Source organism: Kitasatospora sp. NPDC002965 (assembly GCF_040611255.1).
In the GTDB taxonomy this organism is placed as follows: domain Bacteria; phylum Actinomycetota; class Actinomycetes; order Streptomycetales; family Streptomycetaceae; genus Kitasatospora.
The window spans coordinates 1-19,095 of record NZ_JBEXNT010000033.1 but is presented as its reverse complement, the minus strand read 5'-3'; the positions used below and the strand labels follow the sequence as shown (position 1 = coordinate 19,095).

General features: G+C 74.5%; 13 protein-coding genes. 6 read left to right on the top strand and 7 right to left on the bottom strand.

The window, feature by feature from the left end; all coding sequences use genetic code 11:
- Positions 1 to 25: 25 nt before the first annotated feature.
- Positions 26 to 1,327, top strand: coding sequence for an ABC transporter substrate-binding protein (locus ABZY91_RS15845; RefSeq protein ID WP_355402812.1), 1,302 nt, complete (start codon positions 26 to 28; stop codon positions 1,325 to 1,327).
- A 101-nt stretch (positions 1,328 to 1,428) separates the two neighbouring features.
- On the opposite strand, the gene ABZY91_RS15840 is transcribed toward ABZY91_RS15845, so the two are convergent.
- The gene (locus ABZY91_RS15840) at positions 1,429 to 2,607 is read right to left on the bottom strand and encodes a hypothetical protein (RefSeq protein ID WP_355402810.1); all 1,179 of its coding nucleotides are present in this window, start codon (positions 2,605 to 2,607) and stop codon (positions 1,429 to 1,431) included.
- A 174-nt stretch (positions 2,608 to 2,781) separates the two neighbouring features.
- A complete protein-coding gene (locus ABZY91_RS15835; RefSeq protein ID WP_329952955.1) occupies positions 2,782 to 4,158 on the bottom strand; it encodes a transcriptional regulator in 1,377 nt (458 codons plus the stop codon).
- 317 nt (positions 4,159 to 4,475) lie between these two features.
- On the opposite strand from ABZY91_RS15835, the gene ABZY91_RS15830 reads away from it, so the two are divergent.
- Complete coding sequence (locus ABZY91_RS15830; protein ID WP_329883268.1) at positions 4,476 to 5,183, top strand: bifunctional DNA primase/polymerase; 708 nt, start codon at positions 4,476 to 4,478, stop codon at positions 5,181 to 5,183.
- A gap of 499 nt (positions 5,184 to 5,682) precedes the next feature.
- On the opposite strand, the gene ABZY91_RS15825 is transcribed toward ABZY91_RS15830, so the two are convergent.
- A complete protein-coding gene (locus ABZY91_RS15825) occupies positions 5,683 to 6,375 on the bottom strand; it encodes a metal-dependent transcriptional regulator (RefSeq protein WP_329883267.1) in 693 nt (230 codons plus the stop codon).
- Positions 6,376 to 6,595: 220 nt separating this feature from the next.
- Here ABZY91_RS15825 and ABZY91_RS15820 point away from each other — a divergent pair, with 220 nt between their 5' ends.
- From ABZY91_RS15820 to ABZY91_RS15810, 3 genes are all read left to right on the top strand, one after another.
- Entirely contained in the window at positions 6,596 to 7,360 is a 765-nt protein-coding gene (locus ABZY91_RS15820; RefSeq protein WP_329952954.1) for an SIS domain-containing protein, read from the top strand.
- A 235-nt stretch (positions 7,361 to 7,595) separates the two neighbouring features.
- Complete coding sequence (locus ABZY91_RS15815) at positions 7,596 to 8,540, top strand: DUF4231 domain-containing protein (RefSeq protein WP_329883265.1); 945 nt, start codon at positions 7,596 to 7,598, stop codon at positions 8,538 to 8,540.
- Between the two features lie 148 nt (positions 8,541 to 8,688).
- On the top strand, positions 8,689 to 9,558 hold the full coding sequence (locus tag ABZY91_RS15810; protein ID WP_355402852.1) for an alpha/beta hydrolase: 870 nt from the start codon (positions 8,689 to 8,691) through the stop codon (positions 9,556 to 9,558).
- A 6-nt stretch (positions 9,559 to 9,564) separates the two neighbouring features.
- Here ABZY91_RS15810 and ABZY91_RS15805 read toward each other — a convergent pair whose 3' ends face one another.
- From ABZY91_RS15805 to ABZY91_RS15795, 3 genes are all read right to left on the bottom strand, one after another.
- On the bottom strand, positions 9,565 to 10,539 hold the full coding sequence (locus ABZY91_RS15805) for a D-glycerate dehydrogenase (protein WP_355402807.1): 975 nt from the start codon (positions 10,537 to 10,539) through the stop codon (positions 9,565 to 9,567).
- Positions 10,540 to 10,672: 133 nt separating this feature from the next.
- Positions 10,673 to 14,527: an FxSxx-COOH system tetratricopeptide repeat protein gene (gene fxsT / locus ABZY91_RS15800; protein WP_329953013.1), complete on the bottom strand. Its 3,855-nt coding sequence runs from the start codon at positions 14,525 to 14,527 to the stop codon at positions 10,673 to 10,675.
- A 134-nt stretch (positions 14,528 to 14,661) separates the two neighbouring features.
- A complete protein-coding gene (locus ABZY91_RS15795) occupies positions 14,662 to 16,053 on the bottom strand; it encodes a TIR-like protein FxsC (protein WP_329952951.1) in 1,392 nt (463 codons plus the stop codon).
- 631 nt (positions 16,054 to 16,684) lie between these two features.
- On the opposite strand from ABZY91_RS15795, the gene aspS reads away from it, so the two are divergent.
- The gene (aspS, locus tag ABZY91_RS15790) at positions 16,685 to 17,962 is read left to right on the top strand and encodes an aspartate--tRNA(Asn) ligase (RefSeq protein ID WP_355402805.1); all 1,278 of its coding nucleotides are present in this window, start codon (positions 16,685 to 16,687) and stop codon (positions 17,960 to 17,962) included.
- 183 nt (positions 17,963 to 18,145) lie between these two features.
- Here the strand turns inward: aspS and ABZY91_RS15785 are convergent, their stop codons facing one another.
- On the bottom strand, positions 18,146 to 19,039 hold the full coding sequence (locus tag ABZY91_RS15785) for an AAC(3) family N-acetyltransferase (RefSeq protein ID WP_355402804.1): 894 nt from the start codon (positions 19,037 to 19,039) through the stop codon (positions 18,146 to 18,148).
- Positions 19,040 to 19,095: the final 56 nt, after the last annotated feature.

The following is a 19,095-nucleotide window of genomic DNA, read 5'->3' as shown; positions in this document are numbered from 1 at the left end:
TACGGCGCCCAGGGAGGGAAGACCGATGACCGGCCGACGAGGCTCGTCCCAGGACATGCACCCGAACGCGGGACGGCGCCGCCGGCGCCCGATCGCTGCCGCCGCCACCACCGCGGCGCTGCTCCCAACCCTCTTCTCGGCCTCCGCGTGCGGCGGACCGGCCGACGCCGCCACCGGCAGCGGCGAACTCACCGTGATGACGTGGGCCCCGGCCGACACCGGCGCGGCCGACCGCCCCGGGATGACCGCCCTGGCCGAGGCGATCGGCCGGGACATCAACCTCAAGGGCGGCCTCCACGGCCGCCGGCTCCGTGTGATCACCTGCAACGAGCACAACACCTCCGACGGCGCCAAGGCCTGCGCGCAGCAGGCGGTGGACGCCAAGGCGGTCGCGGTGATCGGCTCCTACAGCCAGTACGGCGACGACTTCATGCCCGCCCTGGAGCGGGCCGGCATCCCGCTGATCGGCGGCTACGGGCTCTCCCAGCCGGAGTTCAGCAGCCCGCTCTCCTACCCGGTGGGCGGCGGCATGCCGGCCCTGATCGGCGGCAGCGGCCGCCAGCTGGTGGAGGCCGGCTGCAAGGCGGTCGCCCTGATCCGTCCGGACACCCCGGCCGGTGACAACCTGCTCGGGTACCTGGGCAACGCGCTCAAGCCGGCCGGGATCAAGCTGCTGGACGTCAAGGCGCCGGAGAAGTCCAACGACTACAGCCCGACCGTTCGCAAGGCGATCGGCACCGACCAGCCGGGCAGCTGCGTCACCAGCGCGCTGGGCGCCGAGCCGACCGGCAACCTGCTCGACGCCTACCGCCGGGTCGGTCCGAAGAACACCCGGATCGCCTCGGTGATCGGGAGCGTGCAGCAGTCGGTGGTCAACTCCACCGGCGGCGACTCCGGCCCGCTGTCCGGCGCCTTCGTGACCGGCTGGTACCCGCCGGAGTCGGCCAAGGTCTGGGACGGCCTGCGCGCCGTGATCCAGGCCGACACCGCCAACGGCCGGACCATCGACGCCGCCGACCCCGGGGTGCAGACCACCTGGGTCGCCTACCAGGTGTTCAAGCAGATCGCCGAGCGGCTGAACGCGGCCGGCCGGCCGATCGGCAGCAAGGCCGTCTCCGCGCTGCTGGACAGCGGCGAGCAGATCGACGTCGGGCTCACCCCGCCGCTGAACTGGGGCACCACCAACATGCTGCCCAGCACCGAGTCCCCCCGGCTGGTGAACACCTGGGTCACCTACCAGGTGGTCAAGGGCGGCCAGATGACCCTGCAGCGGCCCGGCTTCGTGGACGTGCGCTGGGTCCTCACCGGGGGCAAGCCGCCGGCCTGACCACAACCCGTCCCGGAGGGCCCGGACCGCCCGGTCCGGGCCCTCCGGCGTGCCCGGGCACCGCGGGGCGGGCCGACGGGGGCGGTCCGGCCGCGGACGGCTCAGAGGTCGCCGTCGGTGCGGGTCGGCAGGCCGGTCTGACCGGCGACGGTGTTCCAGAGCCCGGCCGCCTGCTTCTTGGCGGTGGTGGCGGTGCCACTGGCCTGCACGGCGTTCTTGTAGTGCTGGTTGTCGGTCTTCTTGGGCTCGCAGCCGCCCTGCGCGTCCCCGGCCCAGGCCGCGTACTCGTCGTCGGCACCCGCCGAGGCCTGCCAGGCCGCGTTGAGCTGCTCGACCAGCTGCTGACCACCGGGCAGCTTGTCCGTCTTCAGCGCGGCGAGCTTGGTCTGCAGCTCCCGCCGCTGGCCGGCGGCGGCCGTCAGCGCCTGCTGCGACTCGGGCAGCTTCTCGCACTTCTGCACCGAAGCGACCGCGCTCACCACCGCCTGGCGGCTGTCGTTGGCGGTGCCCAGCAGGTCGGAGAGCGCCTGCGCCTGGGCCTTGACCTCGGGGCTGACGGTGGCCGTCGACGGACCGGCGGTCGGGGTGGTGCCCGCGCTGCCGGCGGCGGCGCCGCCGGTGGCCACGGGGGTGGCCTTCGGCTCCTGGCCGGTCGGCTCGTCCTTGTCCATCAGCACGGCGACCAGGACGGCCGCCGCCAGGCAACCGGCCACCACCGCGCCGACGATCAGCTTGGTGGACGAACGCCCGCCACGGCCGCCGCCCGGGTCCCCCGGGGTCTCCTGGGTCGGGTGCTCCCGGTACTCCTGCCCCGGGTAGTCCTGCGCGGCCGGCGGGTAGCCCTGGTAGCCCGGCTCGGGCTGGTGCGGGTACGCCTGCGCCGGCGGGGCGTAGCCGGGCCCGGAGGCCGGGTAGCCACCCGGCGCCGGCGGGCCGCCGGTCGGGTACGGCGGCAGGTACTGCGTCGCCGGGGCCGGGTCGGGCTGCGGCGTGCCGGGGTAACCGGGCTGCGGCGCACCGCCCCAGGTGCCCGACTGCGCGGGGATGGCCTGGGTCGGCAACGCGCTGTCGCCGAGGTACTCGGGCTGCCCGGAGGGCCGGCCCGGCTGCGGGTGGCCCTGCGGGGGGCCGGCGAGCTGGCCCGGGGGCACCGGGGGTTGGCCCTGCGGCTGGCCCTGTTGCTGCCCCTGTTGCTGCCCCTGCTGCTGGCCGGGCTCCGGGCGGAACAGGTCGTCCAGGTTGAAGTCACCCGAGTTGGGGTACGAGCGGCGCTGGCTCAACGCGATTCCTCACCTGTGCAGGACCGCGCGCTGACGGCGGACCACATCTCGTCGGTTCTTGGGAGCATCACAGTTCCTTGGACGTCGCGCCCACGCTACCGGTTCGACGAACCGGCCGACCACGTGGGCGGTCCGTCCCTCACCGACCCTGCACGCGCCCCGCCGACCTTCCGCTCAGGCGGCCTCCGCCTCGGCCCGGGCCTGGAACTCGCGGACCACCCGCTGCTCCCGGAACGGCTCCAGCCTGCGCCGGAACTCGTCCAGGTACTCCACGCCCCGGTTGGACCGCAGCCCGCTCAGCAGCCGGACCGCCTGGGCCCCGGTCTCGCAGGCCCGTTCGACGTCGCGCTGCTGCAGCTGCGCCGTCGCCAGCAGGACCAGGTCCACCGCGCGGCGCCGGACCCGGGTCGGCGGGTGCAGGTCGAGCGCCCGGCGGGCGTAGTGCTCGGCCTGGCCTGCCTGTTCGAGGTCGCGGTGGCAGTGGGCCAGCTCGTCCGCGAGGTAGGCGTCGTCGAAGTGGACGATCCAGTCCGGGTCGTCCTCCGGGCGGCGCTTCTCCATCATCTCCAGCGCCTTGGCGGCCACCGCCTCGCAGGCCCGGGCGTCGCCGAGCAGGGCGTGCCCGCGCGCCTCCGCCGCGAGGAACATCGCCATCGCCGTCGGAGTGGCCACCGAACGGGCGCCCTCCTGCGCGGCGCGGGCGAGCTGGGCGATCTCCCGCGGGTTGCCGAGGGTCGCCGCCAGGTGGCTCATCGAGGCCGCCAGCACGTACCCGCCGTAGCCGCGGTCGTCGGCGGCCTGCGCCAGCCGCAGCGCCTGGATGTAGTAGCGCTGGGCCAGGCCGGGCTGGCCGGTGTCCACCGCCATGTAGCCCGCCAGCTCCGTCAACCGCGCGACCGCGGCGAAGAGTTGGCGTCCGGTCTCCTCGCGGTAGGCACCGCCGAGCAGGCCGGAGACCACGCTGTTGAGGTAGTGCACCACCACCGGGCGGACGTGGCCGCTGCCGAACCTGTGGTCCAGGTCGACCAGCATCGCGGTGGTCGCCTTGATGGCCGCGACGTCGGTCGGGCCGACCCGCGTGCCGCCGGTCCGCGCCACCACCGGGTCGGGCGGGGTGATCAGCCAGTCCCGGCTGGGCTCGACCAGGGCGGAGGCCGCCACCGTCGCCCCGGTCAGGAAGTCCCGGCGGCCGACGTCGCTGCGCCACAGCTCGCAGACCTGCTCCAGTGCGGCACCCAGCGTCGGCGCGAACTGCAACCCGATCCCGGAGCTGAGGTTCTTGCCGTCGGCCATGCCGATCTCCTCGACCGACACGCTCCGCCCCAGCTTGCGGCCGAGCGCCTCGGCGATCACCGCCGGTGCCTGCCCCCGCGGCTGCTGGCCGCGGAGCCAGCGCGCGACGGAGGTCTTGTCGTAGCGCAGGTCCAGGCCGTGTTCGGCACCGCAGAGGTTGACTCTCCGTGCCAGACCGGCGTTGGAGCAGCTGGCCTCCTGGATCAGCTGCTGCAGACGCTCGTTGGGCTGTCGTGCGACAAGTGGTCTCGCGGCCATTGGCTTCGCCTCCCCACACCCTCCGGTCCGGCCGGCGGGCGACGCTTTCTGCTGATCTCTGTTGCCGACTGTCCGACCGTCAAAGGAATCTGACATCAGGTTAGCGATCAGCAACGCCAGCGGGATACCCACGGTGACGATCCCCACCCCCCACGCGCCCGGGAATATGCTCCCGTGCGCCCCCACTGCGCCCACCTCGCCTCCCCCCGGCGCTCTTCCACACGGTTCGCCTCACCGGTTCGGGTGAATTGCCCCCGCCCGGCGGAACGTCCCGCACCGGACCGTAACCAGCCTCACGCACGGTAGTTGAGCAGCCCGTGGAAGACACCCCCGACTCCCCCGACCAGGGCGGCAACGCCGGACTGCCCCCGCTGCTCATCGAAGCCGTCGGCTACGCCGAGAACCGTCACTGGGAGGTCGCGCCGGGCGCCTGGCTGATCGACGGTGACGGCCCGGCCCGCTGCTCCTGCGCGGACCCGCGCTGCCCGCTGCCCGGCGCCCACCCGATCGACTCGGACTGGGCGCGCAAGGCGAGCGCCGGGCCGGGCGCGGTGCGGCGCTGGTGGACGGAGCGGCCGGAGGCGTCGATCCTGCTGCCCACCGGCCGGTCCTTCGACGTGCTGGACGTGCCGGAGGTGGCGGGCTGCCTGGCGCTGGCCCGGATGGAGCGGATGGGCCTCCAGCTCGGCCCGGTGGTCGTCGCCCCGGCCTCGTCGGGGCGGTACGGTCGGCGGCTGCACTTCCTGGTCCTGCCGGGCGTGGCGGCCAAGCTGCCGGAGATGCTCCGCAAGCTCGGCTGGCCGACCGGCCGGCTGGACCTGGTGGCCCGCGGCGAGGGGGACTGGACGGTCGCCCCGCCGTCCCGGGTCGGCCCGACCGGGTTCGCCCAGTGGGCCCGCTCGCCCTCCGCGCTGAACCGCTGGCTGCCGGACGCCGCCGAGCTGATCAGTCCGCTGGCGTACGCGTGCGGCCGCGAGGCGCCCTCGCTCCCGGACCGCTCGGCCCAGCCGGCGGCGGTCCGCTGAGCCGACCGGCCGAGCCGCCCGCCGGTCGCCCCCGAACGGCCGCCCTACGCCTATCGGGTGAGGGCGCGCGATGCGCGAGACCCCGCGCGCGAGTGACGGGCCTTGTCTCCCACCGGAGACGGGGCCCGTCATACGCATGTCCGGATAAGGCTTCGGTGTACCCGCTGGTCACAGGCGAAAGCCCCTCGTACGAGTGACAACGCTCAAGGATTGCCATGATCGACCGAGGGGAGGAATCCACCTGTGAGGGGCCGCAGGACGGGGCGCTCGGACGGGGAAGCCGGGCGAGGCGGAGCGGGAGGGACGGAGGGGACGGGAGGGAGGCGGGGGCCGTGTCACCGGCCGGGTTCGGGGAGGCCGGTGGCACGGAGGGCAGGTGAGGGAGGGACCAGCAGGGCCCGGTGCTCGGGGAAAGCACCGGGCCCTGTCGGCCGTCCCGGACCAACCGGGACGGGGCCGACAGGGCCCGGGCTGACGCACGCCCCGCCGGGGCGCCCCGTCAGGGCTGCGCGACGAACACGTGCGCGGCGATCTCCTTGCCCAGCTCCGCGGCGTTCTCCCCGGAGCCCACGAGCACCCCGCCGACCCCGGCGGTGACCCGCACCGTGGAGCCCGGCCGGACCCCGGCCCGGCGCAGCGTGCGCATGAGGTCGCCGTCCATCTGGATCGGCTCGCCGATCCGGCGGACGATCACGCTGGCGCCGTCGTCCCCGGGCTTCACCGAGTCGAGCGGGACGAGCCCGGCGTCGAAGCCCTCGCCCTCGGCCTTGGCGTCGCCCAGCTCCTCCAGACCCGGGATCGGGTTGCCGTACGGGGACTGGGTGGGGTGGCCGAGCATGGCGAGCACCTTGCGCTCGACCGTCTCGCTCATCACGTGCTCCCAGCGGCAGGCCTCCTCGTGCACCTGCTCCCACTCCAGCCCGATCACGTCGACCAGCAGGCACTCGGCGATGCGGTGCTTGCGCATCACCCGCACCGCGAGCCGTCGTCCCTCCTCGGTGAGTTCGAGGTGGCGGTCGCCCGCGACCTGGAGCAGTCCGTCGCGCTCCATCCGGCCGACCGTCTGGCTCACGGTGGGGCCGCTCTGCTCCAGGCGCTCGGCGATCCGGGCGCGCATCGGGGTGATGCCCTCCTCCTCCAGTTCCAGGATGGTGCGAAGGTACATCTCAGTGGTGTCGATCAGCCCAGACATCGCCGCTGGCTCCGTTCCTCGGTGTCCTCACCGCCAATTCTGACCTACCGGGCCGACGACCGGGCCCGCGCAAGGGTCCCGGGCGTGGGTTTCGTGGCTGTTGACAGCGGCCCCGGTGAGGCAGCACGGTGCTCGCCGTAGCTTTCTCCATCGGCGGCCCGGACCTCCGGAGCCGCCCCACCCGGCCGGCTCCCCCACCGGCAGAGAGCGAAGGCAGCAGATGAGCGAGCTGGTCGGCCGGTACTTCGACGCCGCGATCGCCCACCTCCAGCGGGTCCGGACGGAGGAGGCGGACACCATCGAGGCGGCTGCCGCCCTGCTGGCCGCGGCGATCTCCGAAGGACGCAGAATCTTCACCTTCGGCGCCGGCCACTCCTCGCTGGCGGCCCAGGACGTGGTCTACCGGGCCGGCGGGCTGGTTCCCATCAACCTCCTGGAGGTCCCCGGGATGGCCGGGGTGACGGTGATGCCCGCACCGCTCTCCAGCGCGCTGGAGCGGGTCTCCGGACTGGCCACCACCACCCTGGACCTGACCCCCGCCACCGCCGGCGACCTGCTCTTCGTGATCTCGCTCTCCGGCCGCCAGGTGATGCCGGTCGAGCTGGCGCAGCACGCCCGCGGCCGGGGCCTGCGGGTGATCGGGCTCACCTCGCTCGCCTACCCCGGCGAGGTCCCCTCGGCGCACCCGTCGGGCACCTACCTGAAGGACCACTGCGACGTCGTCCTGGACAACAAGATCGCGGTGGGCGACGGCGAGCTGACCCACCCGGGCGCCGAGGCCACCTTCGGGCCGGTCTCCACCATCGTCACCAGCGCGCTGATGCAGGCCGTGGTCGCCTCGGCGGTGGGCCGGCTGGCCGACGCCGCGGCGGCCGGCGACGGCGCCGCCCCGCCGCTCTTCCGCTCCGGCAACGTGCCCGGCGGGACCGAGTGGAACGCCAAGCAGATGGCCGACAACACGGACCGGATCTTCTACACCTACTGAGTCGGGGCTCCGGCGCTCGCGGGCCCGGGGGCGCCGGCCCGGCCGGCGCGCGGGCCCGGCGCGGGCCCGGGAGATGCGGCTCCCGGGCGCCGGCGCGGTCGCGGGAGCACCGATATACGGGACAAACTCCGGCGGTTTCCCGGCCAAAGCGGACGGGCCGGGACCCGCGCAGGCGTACCGGCCCGGCCGCCGGGGCAGGACAGCGTGCGACCGGAGCGACTGGTGGGGGCCGAGCATGGCGTCGGGTGCGGGGCCGCTGGCCCGGGTGCAGGAGCGCGAGTTGCTGCCCGAACTGTTCTGGGCCGCCGACTCGGCCTCCCGGCAGGGGCAGCGGCGGGCCGTCCGGCTCTCCGCCTGGGAACTGGTGCTGCTGGTCGCCGCCGCCGCGGCCGGCTCCGCCGACGGCGGCCTCTGGGCCTGGCTCGCGGCCGCGGCCTACCTCGGGGCGATCTGCCTGGCCGTGGTGATCAGCCGGCAGAACCCGCAGGGCCTCTGGTACGAGGGCCGGGCCGCCGCCGAGTCGGTGAAGACCCTCGCCTGGAAGTTCGCCGTCCGGGCCGACGCCTTCCAGCCGCCGCCGCGCAGCCTGCCGGACGCCGAGGGCCTCTACGGCTTCCAGCTGGGCCGGGTGCTGAACGCCTTCCGGGACAGCCGCGCGGTCGGCCCCGGCCTGGGCACCCGGCCCGCCGACACCCAGATCACCGAGGCGATGCGCGGGCTGCGGGACCAGCCGCTGGCGGTCCGCCGGGACGTCTACCTGCGCGAGCGGATACGGGTCCAGCACGACTGGTACCGGTCCAAGGCGCGGTACTGCGCCCGGGCCGGGTTCTGGGCCGGTGTGCTCGGTGTGGTGCTGCCGCTGCTCGGCCTGGTGCTGGCGGCGCTGCGGGCGATGGGCGAGTTCTCCTACGACGCGCTCGGTACCGTCTCCGCCGTCGCCGCCTCGGTCGCCGCCTGGGCGCAGCTGCGCCAGTACCGGCCGCTGGCCGCCGCGTACGGCCTGGCCGCCCACGAGCTGGAGCTGATCAGCAACCAGCTCGCCCGGCTGGACGTGGGTTCGGCCGACGCCGAGGAGCTCTGGGCCCGGCTCGCCCGCGACGCCGAGGACGCCGTCTCCCGCGAGCACACCACCTGGCAGGCCCGCCGCGAGGTCCGCGGCACGACCGACCGGGACCACTGAACGGGCGGTCGACCGGGCCCGGCGCCCGGATCGACCCGCCGGGGCCGCCCGGGGATCAACCCACCTGATCCGGGCCGGCCCGCCGACCGGGGCCGCCGGCCTACCGGCCGGACCCCGAGAGCCGAGGAGGTCGTGCGTGGCGCTACGGATGGTCAAGGCGGCGGACGGCCGCGCACTCGCGGTCGAGACCCACGGCGACCCGCGCGGTCGCCCGGTCTTCCTGCTCCACGGCATGCCCGGCAGCCGGGTCGGCCCGCACCCGCGCAGCACCGTGCTGTACCGGCTCGGCGTCCGGCTGGTCTCCTTCGACCGGCCCGGGTACGGCGACTCCACCCGGCTGCCCGGCCGCCGGGTGGCCGCCGCGGCCGTGGACGTCCGGACCATCGCCGACGATCTCGGTATCGACGCCTTCGCGGTGCTCGGCCGTTCCGGCGGCGGTCCGCACGCGCTGGCCTGCGCGACGCTGCTGCCGGAGCGGGTCACCCGGGCCGCCGTCCTGGTCGGCCTGGCCCCCCGCGACGCCGCCGGTCTGGACTGGTACGGCGGGATGACGCCGTCCAACGTCCGGGCGTACCGGGAGGCCGAGCGCGGGCACGACCGGATCGCCGCCGGCATGCTCTTCCGCTCGCAGCAGATCCGGGCCGACCCGGTCAGCCTGCTCAAGGGGCTGCGGCCCGAACTGCCGGCCACCGACCGGGAGGTGGTGGCCGACACCGGGTTGCGGCGGATGCTGCAGAGCAACTACCGGGAGGCGTTCCGGCACGGCGCCGACGGCTGGATCGACGACGTGCTGGCCTTCACCGCCGGCTGGGGCTTCCAGGTCGGGGACATCGGGGTGCCGACCTGGCTCTGGCACGGCGCCGACGACCAGTTCTCCCCCGTCGACCACTCCCGCTGGCTGGCCGACCACATCCCCGGCTCCGAGCTGTTCCTGGAACCCGGTGCCGCCCACTTCGGCGCGTTCCGGGTGATGGCCACGGCTCTCAACTGGGCGGCGGGCCGGGCTCCCGGCGGGTGACCGGCGTCACCGGGGGGTCGCCTGCGCGACCGGCGTCACCGGAGGGTCGCCGGCCAGGACGGCGAGGACGTTGTCGACCGCGAGGCCGCCCATGGCCTGCCGGGTGCGGACGGTGGCGCTGCCGAGGTGCGGCGCGAGCACGGCCCGGTCCTGGGCGAGCAGCGCGGCGGGGACGGCCGGCTCGTTCTCGAAGTTGTCGACGGCGGCGGCGAACAGCGCGCCGGACTCCAGGGCGGCGGCGAGCGCCTCCTCGTCGACGACTCCGGCGGTCATCGCCACCACCACCGCGCCGGGCGGCAGCAGGGCGAGCCGGCGGGCGTCCAGCAGGTGCCGGGTGGCGTCGCCGAGCGGGCAGGTGACCACCAGCACGGTGGAGGCGGCGAGCAGGTCGTCCAGCGGCAGCCAGTCGGCGCCCTCGGCCTGCTCGGGCAGCAGCGGGTGGCGGTTGTGGTAGCTGACGGGCATGTCGAACGCGCGGGCCCGGCGGGCCACCGCCCGGCCGATCCGGCCCATGCCGAGGATGCCCAGCGGGGTGCCGGCGAGTTCCAGGCCGAGCATGAAGGTGGGGGCCCAGGCCCACGGCCGGCCGGAGCGCAGCAGGCGCTCGCCCTCGCCGAGCCGGCGGGTGGCGGACAGCAGCAGCGCCCACGCCATGTCGGCGGTGGCGGCGGTGAGCACGCCGGGGGTGTTGGTCACCAGGACCCCGCGGTCGGCGCAGGCGGCGAGGTCGATGTTGTGGTGGCCGACCGCGTGGTTGGCCACCACCCGGAGGCCGGGGCCGGCCGCGTCGAGGAGTTCGGCGTCGACCACGTCGTCGAGGGTGGTGATCACGGCCGTCCGGCCGCGGACGGCGGCCAGCAGTTCGGCGCGCGGCAGCGGTAGTTCGGAGTCGTGCACGGTGGCCGCGTGGTGCGCGGTGAGCCGTTCGACGACGCCGGGGGCGAGACGGCGGGTGACCAGGACCGGAGGCTGCTCGTTCATCAGGCCCGAAGCATACGCGGCGGGCCGGAGCACACCGCGGACGGCCGACGCCGGCGACCGGCCTCCGCGAGGGCCGGCCCGAGCGGTGTGCGCCCGGGCGGTGTGCGGCCGACCCGCACACCGCCCGGGCCGGTCACACCGGCTGCGGTTCGAGGTCGCGGTTGATCCGCTTCCAGCCCCGGGCCGCGACGGTGTTGGGGTGCTCCTCGCCGAACTGGCGGATCAGCTCGGCGATCGCCCGGGCCCGGTGTTCGGCGGCCGGGGTGTGCCGGCCGGCCACCCGCAGGGTGACGGCCAGGTTGGCCTCGCAGGCCACCGCGTCGGGGTGGCGCGCCGAGTAGCGGCGGCAGAGGCCCTCGTACGCGGCGCGGCCGAGCTCCTCGGCGAGGTCGGTCCGGCCGTCGTCGCCGTGGGCGTTGGCCAGGTTGATCATCGCGATCAGGGTGTACGGGTGGTCCGGCCCCACCGAGCGGGTGAGGCCGTCCACGGTGGCCAGGCCGCGGGCGATCGCCCCGGGCACGTCGCCGCTGCCGCGCAGGTAGATGCCGAGGTTGTTCGCGCAGGCCAGGGAGAACGGGTGCTCGTCGCCGAACAGTCGGCGGTGGCCCTCGTAGACGGTGGCGCACAGGTCGCGGGCGGTCTCCTTGTCGCCGGACGCGCTGTGGTCGGCGGCCAGGTTGAGCGCGCAGGCCAGCGCGTCCGGGGCGTCGGCGCCGTACCGCTCCAGGTAGCGCTCGTAGGTCTCCTTGGTGATCCGGCGGGCCTCGGCCAGCTGCCCGATCCGGCGCAGGGAGACGGCCAGGGACTTGGCGTTGCGCAGGTTCTCCGGGAGGTCCGGGTCGAGGACGCCGCCGAGGTCGTTGGTGACTTCCTGGAGGAGTTCCACCGAGCCCTGGTAGTCGCCGAGTTCCCGCAGGTCGCGGGCGAGGTTGGACTTGGTGGAGAGGGTGTACGGGTGGCGCGGCCCGAGCACCGCGGTGCGCCGGTCGAGGGTCTCCTGGTCGAGTTCGCGGGCGGCTTCGCTGTCGCCGACGAGGCGGTAGTCGATGGCGAGGTTGTTCGCCATCGAGAGCGTGCGCGGGTTGTCGTCGCCGAACAACTCGCGGAACTGGTCCAGGATTTCGCGGTCGAGGTCGAGGGCGGCCTGGAACCGGCCGAGGGCCCGGCGGTCGGCGCCGAGGGAGCCCGCCGTCATCAGGGTGTAGGGGTGGTGCTCGCCGAGCAGGGCCCGCTGGCGCTCCAGGGTCGATTCGTCCAGGGCGAGGGCCTCGGCGTAGTTGCCCTGCGAGCGCAGGACGTTGGCGAGCTGGAAGCGGAGCAGCAGGGTCTGGCGGTCGTTCTCGCCGAGCTTGCGGGTCCACTCGTCGTCGAGGGCGTGGCCGAGGTCGCGGGCGCGGTCGAGCTCGCCGCGCTTCCACAGGTAGCGGACCCGGTCGATGAGGAGCTGGCGGGTGTCGGCCTCGTCGCAGTTGTGGGCCTTGGAGGGCGACAGGTGGGGCCAGATCTCGTCGAACGCGGGCCAGTTGGCCGGGTCGTCGGTGTCGCCGAGGGAGGGCCGGGCGCCGGTGAGGATGCGGTGCACCTCGTGGACGGCGACCTCCTGCTCGTCGTCGGTCATCTCGGCACGGATGACGGCCTGGACGAGGCGGTGCACCTGGAAGCTGTTGGTGCCGGCGTCGACCTTGGCGAGCGCGTACCGGCCGATCGCCTGGATCACCTTGCCGAGCATGAACTTGTCGCTCAGGTCCGCGTCGTACTGGACGAGCGCACGGATCATCTGGTCGCTGTAGAAGAGGTTCATGGAGATCGGCTCGGGCGCGAAGAACGCGCAGAGCTGGAGCAGCCGGACGGCGGCCGGGGACTGCTCGCGGAGCCGGGCGATGGAGACGTTCCAGGTGGCGCCGACGGGGGTGGGGTAGTCGGCGGGGCGGGTGCCGGCGAGGGCGCGGGCCGCTTCGGCCTGGAGCTGGGCGACGTAGGTGTCGACCGGGGTGCCGGTGGTGTCGAGCCAGGCGGCGGCGACCTCGACGGCGAGCGGCAGGTCGCCGACCGCCTCGGCGACGCGGTCGGCGTCGGGGCGGGAGAGGCCGCGGGCGCGGCGGCAGAGGTGTTCGACGCTCTCGCCGCGGGTGAAGACGTCCACTTCCAGGGCCTCGGCGTGGCCGGACCAGGCCTGGTTGCGGGAGGTGACCAGGATGTGGCCGGAGCCGCCGGGGAAGAAGCGGCGGATCTCGGTGGGTTCGTCGGCGTTGTCGAAGATCAGCAGCCAGCGCGAGGTGGGCACCCCGCGGCGCAGCGCCTCTCGGGCGGCTTCGGCGGCTTCGGTGACGGAGTCGCCGACGCGCAGGCCGAGTCGGCGGGCGAGGTCGGCGAGGGCGGGGGCGACGAGTTCGGTCTGTTCGGCGTCGATCCACCAGACCAGGTCGTAGTCGGACATGAAGCGGTGTGCGTACTCCAGGGCGACCTGGGTCTTTCCGACGCCGCCGAGCCCGTAGAGGGTCTGCGGGGTGGGCAGGACGGCCGCCATGCCGCCGCGCAGCTGGTTGCGGAGCTGCTCCAGGACGGCGGAGCGCCCGGTGAAGGAGGGGTTGCGGGGCGGGACGTCCCAGACCTGGGGCTTGCTGCCGGGGAACCGGGGGCCGCCGGCCGGGGCCTCGGCGAGGGCGACGTCGCCGCGGCCGAGCGCGCGGAGCAGGGTCTGTACGGACTGCGCCTCGTCGCGCCCGACGAGGTCGACGGGGTTGCGGTTGGAGAACGGCGCGGTGAGCCGGACGTCGCCGACCCGGACCGGGACCAGCTGACGGCGGGTGCCGGACGGGTCGGAGCTGACCACCGACTCCCAGAGCGCGCGGGCCTGCGGCGAGCGCAGGTAGGCGGGCGAGAGGACGGCGACCGTCCGGTGGGCGGCGTCGATGCCGCGCTCGGTGTCCTGGCGCGGTTCGGCGCCGGCGCTGAGGTCGCGGGGCAGCACCCGGAAGCCGGCCCGGGTGAGCACCGACTCGATCCAGTCCGCCCACATCCGGTCCTCGGGGACGTACGAGAGGTAGAGGTCGGCCGGGACGGACGGGCGGCGCCGGGTGAAGGCGTCCACGTACCGGAGGCGGATCTCCTCGTCGACGGCCGGCAGCGAGCGGACCCGGCTCTCGGTGATCGCCGAGGTGAGCCGCTCACAGGCGGCCAGCATGGAGGTCTGGGCGCCGCCCTGGTCGCCGAAGGTGGCGAGGATCTCCTCGTAGGCGTAGAACGGCCGGTACGGGATCTCCACCGAGCCCCAGTAGTGGGCGAGTTCGTCGCCGTCGAGGCCGGCGGGGAGGCCGTCGAAGCGGATCCGGGCGAGCGCCCGGCCGGCGTCGGCCTTCTCCTTCTCGCCCTCGTCGATCCGCATCGGCACCGGCAGGATGCGGATGCCGCGCTCGCGGTAGCGGTCGTGGATGTGCTGGGCGATCCGCGAGGCGCCGTCGATGGACTGGTCGCTGAGGGTGAAGCAGACCACCAGGTCGTCGGGCATCTGGACGGTGCAGATCTCGGCGATGTCGGAGAGGCCGGTCCGGGAGTCGATCAGCACGTAGTCGTAGTGCTTGCTCATGTCGGCGCGCAGGGCGTCGAAGAACTGCCCGCCGTCGAAACGGTCGTAGAAGATGTCCCAGTCGAGGTGGGTGACGGCCTCGGAGTAGTCCCGGTTGAACTGGCCGGCGGAGAGGAAGTCCAGGCTGCCGCCGGGCGGGAAGAGCGGCCAGGAGAGCGAGAGCGCGTGCGGGTGCACCCGGGCGAAGTCCAGGTGCCAGCCCTCGGCGTGCTCGACGGGGCGCAGCGCCTCCTCCCGGTACTCGGCGATCAGGTCCATCATCCCGGTGGTGCCGGCGAGGGCGGCCTGGTCGAGGAAGGGGTGGAAGAACTTGGCCAGGCCCGGCGCCTCCAGGTCCCAGTCCACGGTGAGCACGCGGAAGCCGTTGGCGGCCAGGATCCAGGCGGTGTTGGCGAGCGCCATGGTGCGGCCGGTGCCGCCCTTGTACGAGTAGAACGTGATGATCCGGCCGTGCCGGTCGCGCTCCGCCTCGCGCTGGGCGGCGAGCGCCTCGGCGGTGAGCCCTCCGATGCGGAGGTTCCTGGTGCGGTCCTCGCTCATGTGGTTCCTCCCCCGGGCGTCCCGTCGTCCGGGCGGTCGCCTCTCTGGCGTGCTGGGTGGTCGTCGTCACCGAAGGGCTCGTCCGGTCCGAAGGGGTCCCCGCCGTACCGGTCCGGGCCGGCCCGTCCGCCCTGCGGCCGGAACGCGCCGCGCAGGCTCGGGCGGGGGGTAGGCGGCTCGTCCGGTTCGGTCCTCGTCCGGCCCTCGAAGGCGTACTTGGCCTTCATCGCGGCTCTGGGCAGCGCGTCGTCGAACTCCTCCAGGCTGGCCAGCCCGGGAGTACCGCCGAGCACGCCGAGGAAGCTGGGGCGCGCCGCCCGGTGGGTCAACCGCAGGACCTGGTCGGCGAGGTCCGCCATGTCGCGGTGGTGTTCGACGCAGTCGGGGTCGTCCGCGTTCCAGGGTTCCAGCACGCTCACCCAGGCCGAGTCCGACCGGTCGAACCGCCGGACCAGCTCGCGGCGCTGCTCGTCGCAGAGGGCCCAGCGGTCGAGCAGCAGCAGTCCGGGGGCGGTGGGCTCGCCGCCCCCGAGCAGTGCCTCGGCCTCCTCGTCGAACTCGTGCACGGTCGGCTGGAACCCCAGCTGCCGGGCCAGGCGCACCGCGTGCTCGGCGAGCGGGCGGTTGGCGACCGGCCGGTAGGGGTGCCAGTCGGTGCGGCGGGTGCCGTAGTAGTCCGGGTTGCGGTCGGCCGGCACCTCGCTCCGGTGGTACGAGAGGACGGAGATCCGCAGGCGTTTGGTCGGCGCGGCGACGTCGAAGGCGCTTGGCTGGGCGTTGAAGTCGAGCGGTCGCCCGACCGGGATGACCGTCTCCTCCGCCACCTCGACGATCCGCGCGGCCAGCCGGTGCACGGCCAGCTCGTACGCGGAACGGAAGTAGCTGAGCTTCATCAGGGCGTACAGGCCCTCGGTGGCGTAGTCGGGGCCGAAGCTGGCGTGGTTGAACTGGAGTTCGCCGGCCACCTTGGGCAGCTTGTAGCGGCTCATCGGAGCCCAGAGGACCGGGACGATGCCGCTGGTCCGCTCGGCGTCGATGGTCGCCGGGTAGACCGGGCGGCGGGTGAAGGAGTGCCACTCCTGGCCGCACGGGATGCTGTTGAAGTAGCGCGGCGAGTAGAGCGGCACGAACACCCGGCAGGCGGCCAGCTCCTCGGAGAGCCGTTCGGCCCACAGCTCGCCCTGGTGCATGGACTCGTCCATGAAGCCGACCGGCACGCCGGCGGGCACGGCCGTGAGCTGGAGCACCGCCTCGCAGAGGTCCCGGTAGAGCTGGCGGACCCAGTGGTTGGGGTCGCCGGCGCCGCGCGCGCCCGCCTTCGGGGTGTGCGCGTAACTGAGGAAGAAGTACGGCCGGGCCGCGTCCTCGTCCCAGCCATGGTCGTTCACACGCGCCTCCCCCTGGCCCCCCGGCAACCGCTCCCCCTCGCGTCCCCGTTCGCGGGGCTTCAGTGTAGGAACGACCCGGGGGGCATGGGAATAGCACGAAGGGCCACCCGGATTGACATGACCGAAACGACCGGGGGCGCACGGTCGCTCGCACGCGCGGGCGGCCGGAGCACTTCGGCGGCGTCCGTTGACGCCGAACAACCCCCGACCACCTCCGGCGAACCCCGGCGACCCCGCCCACCCCCTACGACCCCGGCGACGCGCCGCGGTGCCCGGAGGCGCGCCGCGGTGCCCGGGAGGCCGTCGGCGCCGGGGAAACGCCGTGCCGGGGAAACGCGTTGCCGGGGGCGGCCGACCCGACCTACCCTCGACGGAACACGTGGACGGAGACGAGTACCCCCGGGTCACCGTGGGCCGAGAGAGCCGCCGGCAGCTGGGAAGGCGGCCTCACGCCCCGGAGGGAAGACACTCCTGAGTGCGGGGAGGAAATGCCCCGTCGGCCGGCCCCCGTCACCGGGCCAGAACGAGGCCAGCGCCCTCCGGGGTGCCGGCGAAAGTGCGGTGGCACCGCGAGTTGCCCCTTCTCGCCCGCACTCCGAAGGGATCACGGCAACGCCCCTGGAGGGCTGCGATGATCCACCCGACGACCCGCGTCCTGGCTGCGGAACTACCCGGCCACGTAGGCGAATCCGTCGAAGTCAGCGGCTGGCTGCACCGCCGCCGCGGACTCAAGTCCGTCACCTTCCTCGTCCTCCGGGACCGCTCCGGTCTCGCCCAGGTCGTGACCGCCGGGAACGGCGCCGACTACCCGGAGGAGACCGTCCTGCGCATTCGGGGGACGGTCACCGCCAACTCCCAGGCGCCCGCCGGGGTCGAACTCACCTCGCCGGAGATCGAGGTCCTGTCCGGCCTCGCCGAACCCCCGCCGTTCAGCCTGTTCCGGCCGACGGTGCCGGCCACGCTGCCGGTCGTCCTGGACCACGCGCCGGTGGCCCTGCGGCACCCGCGGCTCAGCGCCGTCCACCGGATCTCGGCCGCCTCGGTGGCCGGCTTCCGGTCGACGCTGGACGGCCTCGGCTTCACCGAGATCCAGACCCCGAAGGTGGTCGCCTCGGCCACCGAGTCCGGGGCGAACGTCTTCGCCCTGGACTGGTTCGGCGAGCGGGCCTACCTCGCGCAGTCCCCGCAGTTCTTCAAACAGACCATGGTCGGGGTCTTCGAACGGGTCTACGAGACCGGTCCCGTCTTCCGGGCCGAACCGCACGACACCGCCCGCCACCTGGCCCAGTACACCAGCCTGGACGCCGAGCTGGGCTTCATCGCCGACCACCGCGAGGTGATGGCCGTCGTCCGCGAGGCCGTCGCCGGGATGGTCGCCGCCGTGGCCTCGCGTGCCGCCGGGGCGGTCGGCGCACTGGCGGTGGACCTCCCGGAGGTCCCGGCGGAGATCCCGCAGATCCACTTCGCGGAGGCCATGCGCATGCTGGGCGCCGACGAGCCGGACCTCTCCCCCGCCCACGAGCGCGAGCTCGGCGCGTGGGCGCTGCGCGAGCACGGCAGCGAGTTCCTGTTCGTGGTGGGCTACCCGATGCGCAAGCGCCCGTTCTACACCCACCCGGAGCCGGGACGGCCCGCGTACTCCAACAGCTTCGACCTGGTGTTCCGGGGCCTGGAGCTCGTCACCGGCGGGCAGCGCCTGCACCGGCACGAGGACTACCTCGCCGCCCTCGCGGCGCGCGGCGAGTCCCCGGAGCCGTACGCGGGCTACCTCAGCGCCTTCGCCCACGGGATGCCGCCGCACGGGGGGTTCGCCCTCGGCCTCGAACGGTGGACCGCCCGGCTCACCCGGTCCGACAACATCCGGTACAGCACCCTCTTCCCGCGCGACCTGCACCGCCTGTCGCCCTGACACCTCGCCGGCCTGTCCGCTCCCGGGCGCTCCGGGCGCTCCGGGCTCCGGGCGCTCCGGGCTCCGGGCGCTCCGGGCGCGGTCGGTGGCCTTTCCGGTGGCGCGCCCGGTAGCGCGCCCGGTGGCGCCTTCCGGTGGCGCGCTCGGTGGCTGCCCGGGAATCCCCGGCGGGTGCCACCCCGCCTACCGGCCGCGGAGTTCCCGGAGCGCTTCGACCGCGAGGTCGACGGCCTCGCGCACCGGGACCAGCCGGCAGTCCGCCCCGCCGATCCGGCGCTCCGTCAGCCCCGTCGCACGGGAGAGCACTTCGGCCCCCAGCTCCGCGAAGTGGAGGTCGTCCAGGTCGGGCGCGGTGAAGGTGACCCAGCCGTCGGGGCCGGAACAGCGGTACTCGCGCAGCCGGACGCCGGGCATCCGCAGATCGGCCAGGTGGAAGGCGGTGAAGCGGGACATCGGGACACCGATCATCAGCACCCGGGCGTCCAGCTCGTACAGCCGGCCGAGCGGGGAGTCCGGCCCGAGGTGGGAGGTGAGGTCGTGGCGGCGGACGATCTCCTCGGCCCGGGCGCCCAGCGCGGCGAAGGAGGTCTGCGGGTGGGCGCTGCGGCGGGCGCCCGGCCGGGTCCGGATCTCCTCGGAGAGCGCGCCCACGGTCGGCGAGCAGGGCGTGGTGGCCGGGTCGAAGCGCGGCATCCGGGCCCGGTGCGCGGCGGCCTCGGCCTCGGTGAGTCCGGCCACGGCGGCCAGGTGCAGGCGGGAGGTCGAGGAGTTCTCCGGGGTCGCGGTGTAGGCGACGAGGGTGCCGTGCGACGGTCCGCCGAGGGCGTCCAGCAGGGCGTCGGTGACGGTCGCGGCGCCGCCGTCGACCGGGCCGAGGGCCCGCAGCGAGGCCTGTACGAGCAGGACGCCGCCCGGCCGGACCCCGAGCGCGGCGAACCGGCGGGCGAGCCGGTCGCGGGTCGGCGGCGGCGCGTCGGTCGGCGCCGCGCGACCGGCGGTCACGGCGTGCGGGGGTGGGGCGGTCGCGGGGGCGGTCACGGTCGCGGGGGCGACGGCGACGCGGGTCTCGGTGGTCATGGCATGTCCCGGGGGTGACGGCCACGGACCAAGTTGCGTGAGGTCGTGGAGGACAA

What these genes read in the sequence shown, in the direction of transcription:
- ABZY91_RS15835 (WP_329952955.1), bottom strand. Translation starts at nt 4,158, where the DNA reads ATGGCCGCGAGACCACTTGTCGCACGACAGCCCAACGAGCGTCTGCAG.
- aspS (WP_355402805.1), top strand. Translation starts at nt 16,685, where the DNA reads ATGATCCACCCGACGACCCGCGTCCTGGCTGCGGAACTACCCGGCCAC.
- ABZY91_RS15820 (WP_329952954.1), top strand. Translation starts at nt 6,596, where the DNA reads ATGAGCGAGCTGGTCGGCCGGTACTTCGACGCCGCGATCGCCCACCTC.
- ABZY91_RS15825 (WP_329883267.1), bottom strand. Translation starts at nt 6,375, where the DNA reads ATGTCTGGGCTGATCGACACCACTGAGATGTACCTTCGCACCATCCTG.
- ABZY91_RS15845 (WP_355402812.1), top strand. Translation starts at nt 26, where the DNA reads ATGACCGGCCGACGAGGCTCGTCCCAGGACATGCACCCGAACGCGGGA.
- ABZY91_RS15810 (WP_355402852.1), top strand. Translation starts at nt 8,689, where the DNA reads ATGGTCAAGGCGGCGGACGGCCGCGCACTCGCGGTCGAGACCCACGGC.
- fxsT (WP_329953013.1), bottom strand. Translation starts at nt 14,527, where the DNA reads ATGGCGCTCGCCAACACCGCCTGGATCCTGGCCGCCAACGGCTTCCGC.
- ABZY91_RS15805 (WP_355402807.1), bottom strand. Translation starts at nt 10,539, where the DNA reads ATGAACGAGCAGCCTCCGGTCCTGGTCACCCGCCGTCTCGCCCCCGGC.
- ABZY91_RS15785 (WP_355402804.1), bottom strand. Translation starts at nt 19,039, where the DNA reads ATGACCACCGAGACCCGCGTCGCCGTCGCCCCCGCGACCGTGACCGCC.
- ABZY91_RS15815 (WP_329883265.1), top strand. Translation starts at nt 7,596, where the DNA reads ATGGCGTCGGGTGCGGGGCCGCTGGCCCGGGTGCAGGAGCGCGAGTTG.